Consider the following 8,858-nt stretch of genomic DNA (forward strand, 5'->3'; position numbering starts at 1 on the left):
GGCATCCCGGGCTTCGAGAACCTGGCCAACCTCGATCGCCTGCCCGCGCGCGGCGCCGTGCTCCTCGCGCTCCCCATGAAGGTGGGCGGTGGCAGCGGCGGCCCGCTCCGCGCCGTGGCGTTGCTGCCGTAGGTCTGAGGCACAGGGCCCAAGGCTCAGGGCTCAGCCAGAGCTCACGGTGGACAGGACTGGCTAGGCGGTCCGGAGTTCGCCCTGAGAGCGTTGGAGCCCAGCGCCGGAGCCGCGTGCCCCACAAGCCCCGAGCCCCCAGCCCCCGCGGCCATCGGCCGCGTCAGAACCCGACCGCCACCGAGGCGATGACGATGGGCCGGGAGTCGTCGGGATTGAACACGTAGACCGTGGCGTCGAGCGGCCCGATCGTCGCCCCGGCCACCAGCCCGCGCTGGATGTCGCGTCCGTCCTGCGCGTAGAGCCGCGTGCGTTGCGCCGCCACGCCGAGGCGCAGCCACTCGGTCAGGCCGACGGTGGTCTCCGACCAGTTGTAGAAGAACGACGCCGACGAATCCTCCGCGTCGAACACGTACTCCCCCTCGCTGGAGAACTCGAGCCGCTTCCAGCCGACGGCGCCGCGGTAGCCGGGCGCCACGCCCTGCGAGCGCCCGAAGACGACGCCGACCATGGGCGTGAACTCCCACCAGAGCGCATCGCCGCCGCCCGTGTTCACGCCGACCCAGGCCGAGCCGGTTTCGCGGTCCTCGTAGTTGTAGCGCCCCTCGAGGTGCAGGCGCCCGCGATCGATGGACACCGACGGCTGCACGAACGGGTCTTCGTCGGGAATCGCGTAGACCATCAGGGACGGCGACACCGACCAGGTGGGGGCGGCGGTCGTCGCCGATTGCGCAGACGCGGGTAGCCCCGTCACCGCGACGAGGGCGAGGGGAAGCAGGAGCAGGACGCCAGGGGCGGAGACGGGCACGCGCCAGCGTAGCGAGCCGGCCCGGCCGCCAGCGACTAGCGTTTGGTGTAGACGACGAAGAAGCGGTCCGTGTACAGCGAGAACGCCTCGGTGCGCACCAGTCCTGCGGCCGCTGCCCAGTCGTCCACCTGCGCCTGCGACACGACGAGTTCCGGCTTGTCCTTGTGCGGGCTGGCCGCCGGCGTGAAATCGATGATCGCCAGGCGCCCGCCCTTCTTGAGGTGTCGCGCCAGGTTCTTCATGTACAGCGCGCGGTCGGCGACATGGTGGAGCACGTCGTTCATCAGCGCCAGATCGACCGCCTGCGGCAGCTGCGGGTCGGTGAAGGTGCCGAGCACGGTCTTCACGTTCGGCAGGCGCGAGGCCTGCGCCCGCTGCGTGATGTGGGCCAGCAGCTCCGGGTCGATGTCCGAGGCGTAGACCACGCCGCCCGGGCCGGTGGCCAGCGCGAGCGGGCCGGTCAGGACGCCCGACCCGGCGCCCACATCGGCGACGACCATCGTCTTCTTCACGCCCAGGCGATCGATCAGCTCGGGCACGCGCATCGACTCGATGCGCTCGGGCGCGTCGAGCATCGGGATGTACTCCCGGGCCGGGCGGACGCCCACCTGCGCGTGCGCGACGGTGGCGTGGAGCGGAAGGACGAGGCCGAGGGCGAGGGCGGCGAGGCGGAGCGCGCGTGGCACAACCGGAATCGTACAGGAACGGGCCTGACACGGGCCGGCATTGACCGGAGCAGCTGGTGCGTGGTGAGAGCTCAACCGCCCCTTAGTTTCATTTCGGTTCAATGTGGCCATGCGACCAGATGGACATCGCCCGGGCCACGTCCCCGGAGGTCAGATGTCCCTGTTCCCATCCCCCCGGCAACGCGCGCGAGCGCGGGCCCTTCTCGTGGCGCTCTGCGTGGGCGTCGTGGCCGTGTGTGCGGCACCGCTGGCACGGGCGCAAGCCGTCACCGGCACCATCCTCGGCACGGTGACCGACAACAGCGGCGGCGTGATGCCGGGCGTCACCGTCACGGTCACGCAGGTCGACACCGGCCGGACGCGCACCTACGTCACCGACGCCAACGGTGAGTACACCGCGCCGTCGGTGCCTACCGGAACCTACAAGGTCAACGTCGAGTTGCAGGGCTTCAAGACGGTGCTGCTCGAGGGGGTCACGGTGAGCGTCGACCAGCGCGTGCGCGTGGACGCCAGGCTCGAGGTCGGCAACATGACCGAGACCGTCGAGATCGTGGCGCAGACGCCGCTGGTGCAGCCCAACAGCTCCGACCTCTCGACCACCGTCGAGGAGGAGCAGATCAAGGCGCTGCCGCTCAACGGCCGCAACTTCGTCAGCCTGACGCGCACGGTGCCGGGCGTGATGCGCGGCATCCCCGGCTCGAACATCGACGGCGCGGGCTCGCTGGCGTGGCGCGCGTCGGCGGCCTTCTCGGCCAACGGCCAGCGCCCGCGCGACAACAACTACATGCTCGACGGCGTCGACAACAACGAGACCTGGCTGCAGACCGTCGTCATCTTCCCGAGCCCTGACGCGATCGACGAATTCAAGCTGCAGACCAGCACCTACTCGGCCGAGTTCGGCCGCTCGCTCGGCGGCGTGGTCAACCTGCAGATCAAGTCGGGGTCGAACACCTATCGCGGCAGCGCGTTCGAGTTCCACCGCAACGACGCCTTCGACGCCAACAACTTCTTCAACAACCGCGCCGGCCGCCCCAAGCCGGACTTCATGCAGAACCAGTTCGGCGGCACGCTCGGCGGCAAGATCATCAAGGACCGCACGTTCTTCTTCGCCGACTACCAGGGCCTGCGCATCAAGGCCGGCCAGACGTACCTGTCGACCGTGCCGTCCGAGCGCATGCGCGCCGGTGACTTCTCCGAGATCAACCGCGTGATCTACGACCCGCTGACCGGCCAGCCCTTCCCGGGCAACGTCATCCCGTCCAACCGCTGGGATCCGGCCTCCGCGCAGGTCATGCAGAGGTACTTCCCCGCCCCGAACACCGCGGGCGCCCGCGCGGCGACCGGACAGCCGATCAACAACTACCTGATCAATCCCGAACTGACGCGCAACGACGACCAGTTCGACGTCAAGGTCGACCACGTGCTCACGCAGGCCAACCGCTTCTTCGGTCGCTACAGCTACCAGAAGACCGTGCGCGACCTGCCGGCCACGATCCCGACCGTGGGCGACGCGGGCGCGACGTTCGGCGCGGGTAACGGCGACATCAAGGCGCAGAGCTTCGCCTTCAACGACACGCACACGTTCGGCAGCAACTGGCTGAACGAGGCGCGCTTCGGCTGGAACTCGATCAAGTTCTTCATGACGCCGATCGCCTACGGCACCAACCCGGCCGCCGCGGTCGGCATCCCGGGCATCAACCTCAACGACGTCACGTCGGCGATGACGCAGCTGGCGTTCCAGACGGTGCGCAACCTCGGCGCCAACGGCAACCAGCCGCTCATCACCAACCAGAACGACTTCCAGTTCTTCGACAACGTCACCTGGCTGAAGGGCAAGCACACGGTGAAGGTGGGCGGCAGCCTGACGCTCCGTTCGCGCGAGATCCTCAACGCCGACTCGATCGTCGGCAACTTCGCCTTCACCAACAACCAGACGTCCAACTGCGCCGGCCTGGCGACGGGCTGCGTGATCAACGCCGCCACCGGGTACGACATGGCCAGCTTCCTGCTCGGCTTTGCCACCACCAAGACGCGCAACCTGTTCGACGCCGACACCTACACCGAGCAGCGCCCGGAGTGGGCCGCCTACATCCACGATGACTGGCGCGCCACCAACCGCCTGACGCTGAACCTCGGCCTGCGCTACGACGTGTTCGTGCCCTGGCTCGAGATCGACGACCGCCAGTCGAACTTCGACGAGAGCACCGGCAAGTTCGTCGTCGCCTCGCCCAACGCCGTCATCGCCGGCGTCAACGTCGGCCGCTACCTGCAGACGTACTCGAAGACCAACTTCGCCCCGCGCCTCGGCTTCGCCTACGACCTGTCGGGCAACGCGCGGACCGTCATCCGCGGCGGCTTCGGCGTGTTCTGGAACTTCACCCCCGGCGGCACTTCGTCGTCCAAGGCGCAGAACCCGCCGTTCCTGCAGTCCACGGCGCTCAACACGTCGGCCGGCGCCACGACGCTGCGCGTCTCCGACGGCCTGCCGCCGCCCCCGGGAGTCGATCCGAACCGGCCAGCCACCGGCACCACGCGGTCGATCTTCGACATCAACTTCCGCGACGGCTACGCACGCAACTGGAACCTGAACATTCAGCAGCAGCTCGGCACCAACTACATGATCGAGCTGGCCTACGTGGGCTCGCAGGGCCGCAACATGCTGCTCAAGGGCGACCCGAACCAGGCCCCGCCGACGGTCGGCGTCACCAACCCGAACGTCAACCGTCCCTATTTCGGCGTGTCGCCGGGCCTGCTCAGCATCGGCCAGGTGCAGAGCACCGGGACGCTCGACTACCACGGGTTCTTCATCAAGGTGCAGCGCCGCTTCGCCGACAACTTCTCGATGCTGAACTCCTACACCTGGAACAAGGCCATCGACCTGAACTCGGACAACGACGGCGGCGTCACGCTGACCAACGTCTACGACCCGCAGTACAACCGCGGCCCGTCCGACTACGACGTCACCCACACGCTGAGCTCGAGCTGGGTGTACGAGCTGCCCTTCGCCCGTGACAAGTGGTTCGGCGGCTGGCAGACCAGCGGCATCCTCTACCTGCGCTCGGGTCTGCCCTTCACCGTCACGCAGACGCAGGGCGTGCAGTCGACCGGCACGGGCAACCGGCCCAACCGCATCGCCGACGGCGCCATCGACAACCCGACGATCGAGAAGTGGTTCGACACGGCGGCTTTCCGCTCGCCGGCCGACACCACGGGCACCTACGGCGACGCGGGCCGCAACATCCTGCGCGGACCGGGGCAGTTCAACATCGACTTCTCGCTGATCAAGAACACGCGCTTCGGCCGGTTCAACACCGAGATCCGCTTCGAGGCGTTCAACCTGCTCAACAACCCGCAGTTCGCCCAGCCCAACGGCAACCTCGGCAACCCGCTGTTCGGCCAGATCACGGCGATGCTGCCCAACCCGTCGTGCGCCCTCTGCGGCACGACCGAGCGGAACATCCAGCTGGCGTTCAAGGTGATGTTCTAGAGACGGGTAGCGGGTACCGGGTACCGGGTACGGGGTACCGGGTGTAGGTCAGGGGCCGGGGGTGCGCAATGCGCCTCCGGCCCTTCGTGCATGTGGCGTCCCGGGCAGGATCGCCACAGCCATGCGGCCTCTATATCAACGGCGGAGCTGGAGCCCTCTTGTCACGTCGGCGCGATGTACCCGCGCGGCTTCAGCGGCTCCCCATGTCCTGGAGCCGTCACTCCCGGGGACTGCGGTCTGAGACCTGGTGTGTGAGGACTAGCGGAGGAGTTGCCGGTCGCGCAGCCACTCCACAAAGCGGTCGAGCCAGGCACCGACCGGTCGCGTGTTGGTGGCGCGCACGCCGAAGCCGTGACCGCCGCTGCCGTACATGTGCAATTCCGCCGGCACGCCCGCCCGCTTGAAGCGCAGGTAGACCTCGGCCAGTCCCTCGGCGATGTCCTGCCGATCGTCGTAGGCCGCGGCAAGGAACGCAGGCGCGCTCTTCGCGTCGGGCACGATGTCCCCCGATCGCCCCGGGTAGATCAGCGCCTGAAAGTCCGGACGCGCGCTGACGCGCTCGAGCGGATCGGCCGCCGACGGGTCCCCCGCCATGTCGCGGATCGACACCATCGCCACGAGTTCGCCCCCGGCCGAGAAGCCCATGGCGCCGATGCGCGCCGGGTCGATGCCCCACTCGCCGGCCCGCGTGCGGATGATGCGCACCGCGCGCCTCGCGTCAGCGAGCGCTTCCACGTCGATGCGATACGTCGAGCCCGGTTCGCGCGCGAGCCTGTGCTTCAACACGAACGCCGCGATGCCGCGATCGCGGAGCCACGCCGCCGGGTTGTCGCCCTCGTGCGTCATCACCAGCTGCCGATGACCTCCGCCAGGAATCACCAGCACGGCCGTCCCGGTGGCCGTGCCCGCCTTCGGCAGGTAGACCGTCAGCGTGGGGCGATGCACATTGGTGATGCGCCGCTCTCCGGCGGCCGACGTGACGACGACCTCGTCACCCGTCTTGCCCTCGGAGCCTGGCGCCACGCCGCTCCAGAGGGGGATCTCGGTGGGCATGGGCGCCTGAGCGCGCCCGATCGCCGGCACGGCAACAGGCAGCAGGCAGAGGCACAGTCGAAGCAGCACGGATGCGGACATGGCCACAGCATGCCTCATCGCTCATCCCTCATTGCTCACGGAGTGGGGCTGGGGGCTGGGGGCTGGGGGCTCGGATGATCAGCAGATCGGGACTCGAGACCTGGCGCCTGGTGCTCGGGAGATCAGGCGCGGCGGGTAACGTAGGGCGCCCATCGCGTCGCGGGGCCGGAGCGCCGCGGGTGACGCGATCAGACGTAGACGATCCAGGCGCGCAAGGCGTCGAGGAACGGCGCCTGGGCCGCCAGGATGCGACGGCGAGCCTCCTCGATCGAGAACCAGGCCGCGCGGTCGGCCTCGGGGAACTGCTGCTGGCGCCCTGACCGCGGCGGCCACTCGAGGGTGAAGACGTTGGAACGCATCGCGGACACGTCCAGATCGCCCTCGGCCGCCCACGCGTACACCACCTTCCCGCTGCGCATGCGGATGCTGCCGAGGGACGTGAAGGGCCCCGCCACCGGCGACCCGGTCTCCTCGGCGAACTCGCGTTGCGCCGCGGCCAGCGGTTCCTCGCCGGGCTCGATCTCGCCCTTCGGGATGGTCCAGGCGCCGACGTCCCGGCGCGCCCAGAACGGGCCGCCGGGATGCACCAGGCACACTTCGAGTCCGGTGGCGCGTCGCCTGAACAGCAGGACTCCTGCGCTCGCCTTCGCCGGCATCTCAGGGCATTCGTATCACGGGCCGACGGCGGCGGGCTACAACCCGTCGGCGGCGGCCCGCCACCTGCCCCGACGCAGCGTCACTTCAGTCCGAAGACCGAGACGTTGGCCCGCCCCGACAGCACGCCCTTGGTGTCGTACCAGAACTCGATGCGCCGAATGCGGCGCTGCCCGGCGCCCGCGAGATCGATCTGTCGGCTCTCCCCGCCCTTCGGGATGTCCTGCCGCACGTCGATGCGGTCCGGCTGGCCGCTCTCGTAGGTCACCACCAGGCGCTGGAGGTTGAGGCCGGCGTCGGTCACCTTGAACTTGATCCGGCGGAACCAGTCGTTGACGCCGCTCACCACGATCGTGTCGTGGTCGGCGGTGAACCCGGCTTCCACCGACCCGAGCAGGCGCCACTGGCCCACCTTCCCGGCGCGCGGCCGGGTCACCTGCACCTGCTGCGCGCTCGCGGCGCCAGCCGTGCCCACCATCGCCAGGGCCCACACCAGGCCCCCCGTCAGCATCCCGCGTCTCGTCACGGCAATCTCTCCAGTCCGGCAGGTGGCCCGGCTCGTCGGCGTCATGCCGCCGGTCCTCGTCGCCCCTCGCAGGCCAGGCCCTGACCACAGCTATCCCTTGGCATAGTCTGGCCGCGAATTCGTCGCTGTTAGGCTACCCCATCATTGGGTAGCGACCTCCACGTCACCCGCCTCAAGACGGGCATGCTGGCCCTCGGCACCGCGCCCGACATGGACGCGACGCTCGCGGCGATCTTCTCGTGCATGTCGGAGGGCGTCGTCTTCCACGATGCCGACGGGCACATCCGCCTCTGCAACCAGAGCGCGGAGCGGATCCTCGGGCTCACCGCCGATCAGATCGCAGGCCGCTCGTCGCTGGACCCGCTGTGGCGAACGATCCGGGAAGACGGCACGCCCTTCCCGGGTGAGGAGCACCCGGCCATGGTCACCCTCCGGACCGGCGTGCCGCTCTCGGATGTGCCCATGGGCGTCTACAAGCCCGACGAGAGCCTGACCTGGATCTCGATCAACACGCGGCCGCTGTCGGGAACAGGGCTTGAGGGGGTCCTGGTGACCTTCACCGACGTGACCATGCGACGCAGCATCGAGCAGCGGCTGCGTCACAGCCAGAAATTCGAGAGCCTGGGCCGGCTCGCCGGCGGGGTCGCGCACGACTTCAACAACCTGTTGACCGTGATGCGCGGCTACACCGCCCTGCTGCTCGACCAGTTGCTCCCGACGCATCCCCTGCGACAGCACGTGGCCTCGATCGACGTAGCGGCCGAGCAGGGGGCCAACCTCACCCGCCAGTTGCTGGCGTTCAGCCGCCCCCAGGTGGTGCGCCCGCAACGCGTCGACCTGCGGCACGCCGTCGCCCACACCGAGCCGATGCTGCGCCGGTTGGTGCGCGAGGACATCGAGGTGCTGGTGGACACGTGGGCCGCGGCTCTGCCGGTGCGCATCGATACCGCCCAGTTGCATCAGGTGCTGGTCAACCTCGCCGCCAATGCGTCGGACGCCATGCCGCAGGGCGGCCGGCTGCGCATCTCGACGCGCGAGACGCTCTCGCGCGGCGAGTGGCCGTCGGAACCGCCCGCCGGTTCCCCCATGGCCGAACTGCTGGTGTCGGACACGGGCATCGGCATGGACGCCTCGACGCAACAACACATCTTCGAGCCGTTCTTCACGACCAAGGACGCCGGGCATGGCATCGGCCTCGGCCTGTCGACCGTCCACGGCATCGTGACGCAGGCGGGCGGCACGATCGAGGTCGAGAGCGCTCGTGGGCAGGGCACCACGTTCCGCCTGCGCCTGCCGAAGCTGGACGTTCAGGACGGCTGACGCCGGCCGGCCCAGGCACGGGCCACGGCCTCGGCCAATCCCGTCATCGTCATCGGCTTGGACACGTAGTCGTCGAAGCCCGCCGCCAGATACTGCTCGCGGTCACCGGCCATG

Annotated in this window: 7 protein-coding genes and 1 pseudogene; 3 read left to right on the forward strand and 5 right to left on the reverse strand. The window is 69.1% G+C overall.

Annotated elements, in window-relative coordinates:
• A pseudogene (locus ACIRDX_RS17805) lies at positions 1–132 on the forward strand (cyclase family protein); the annotation flags it as partial.
• Between the two features lie 160 nt (positions 133–292).
• On the opposite strand, the gene ACIRDX_RS17810 reads toward ACIRDX_RS17805, so the two are convergent.
• Entirely contained in the window at positions 293–937 is a 645-nt protein-coding gene (locus ACIRDX_RS17810; protein WP_396626785.1) for a hypothetical protein, read from the reverse strand.
• 35 nt (positions 938–972) lie between these two features.
• Complete coding sequence (locus ACIRDX_RS17815) at positions 973–1,623, reverse strand: class I SAM-dependent methyltransferase (protein ID WP_396626786.1); 651 nt, start codon at positions 1,621–1,623, stop codon at positions 973–975.
• Positions 1,624–1,777: 154 nt separating this feature from the next.
• On the opposite strand from ACIRDX_RS17815, the gene ACIRDX_RS17820 reads away from it, so the two are divergent.
• Positions 1,778–5,110, forward strand: a complete 3,333-nt coding sequence (locus ACIRDX_RS17820) for a carboxypeptidase regulatory-like domain-containing protein (RefSeq protein WP_396626787.1) — start codon at positions 1,778–1,780, stop codon at positions 5,108–5,110.
• 258 nt (positions 5,111–5,368) lie between these two features.
• Here ACIRDX_RS17820 and ACIRDX_RS17825 read toward each other — a convergent pair whose 3' ends face one another.
• From ACIRDX_RS17825 to ACIRDX_RS17835, 3 genes are all read right to left on the reverse strand, one after another.
• The gene (locus ACIRDX_RS17825; RefSeq protein ID WP_396626788.1) at positions 5,369–6,244 is read right to left on the reverse strand and encodes an alpha/beta hydrolase; all 876 of its coding nucleotides are present in this window, start codon (positions 6,242–6,244) and stop codon (positions 5,369–5,371) included.
• Between the two features lie 188 nt (positions 6,245–6,432).
• Positions 6,433–6,900: an NUDIX domain-containing protein gene (locus ACIRDX_RS17830; RefSeq protein WP_396626789.1), complete on the reverse strand. Its 468-nt coding sequence runs from the start codon at positions 6,898–6,900 to the stop codon at positions 6,433–6,435.
• 80 nt (positions 6,901–6,980) lie between these two features.
• Positions 6,981–7,424, reverse strand: coding sequence for a hypothetical protein (locus tag ACIRDX_RS17835; protein ID WP_396626790.1), 444 nt, complete (start codon positions 7,422–7,424; stop codon positions 6,981–6,983).
• Between the two features lie 144 nt (positions 7,425–7,568).
• Between ACIRDX_RS17835 and ACIRDX_RS17840 the strand changes: the two genes are divergently transcribed.
• A complete protein-coding gene (locus tag ACIRDX_RS17840; protein ID WP_396626791.1) occupies positions 7,569–8,744 on the forward strand; it encodes a nitrogen regulation protein NR(II) in 1,176 nt (391 codons plus the stop codon).
• Positions 8,745–8,858: the final 114 nt, after the last annotated feature.

The sequence above is a fragment of the Luteitalea sp. genome, from assembly GCF_044337415.1.
In the GTDB taxonomy this organism is placed as follows: domain Bacteria; phylum Acidobacteriota; class Vicinamibacteria; order Vicinamibacterales; family Vicinamibacteraceae; genus Luteitalea.

Excerpts from the sequence above, each read along its gene's own strand:
- ACIRDX_RS17820 (WP_396626787.1), top strand. The coding sequence starts at position 1,778 with ATGTCCCTGTTCCCATCCCCCCGGCAACGCGCGCGAGCGCGGGCCCTT.
- ACIRDX_RS17830 (WP_396626789.1), bottom strand. The coding sequence starts at position 6,900 with ATGCCGGCGAAGGCGAGCGCAGGAGTCCTGCTGTTCAGGCGACGCGCC.
- ACIRDX_RS17825 (WP_396626788.1), bottom strand. The coding sequence starts at position 6,244 with ATGTCCGCATCCGTGCTGCTTCGACTGTGCCTCTGCCTGCTGCCTGTT.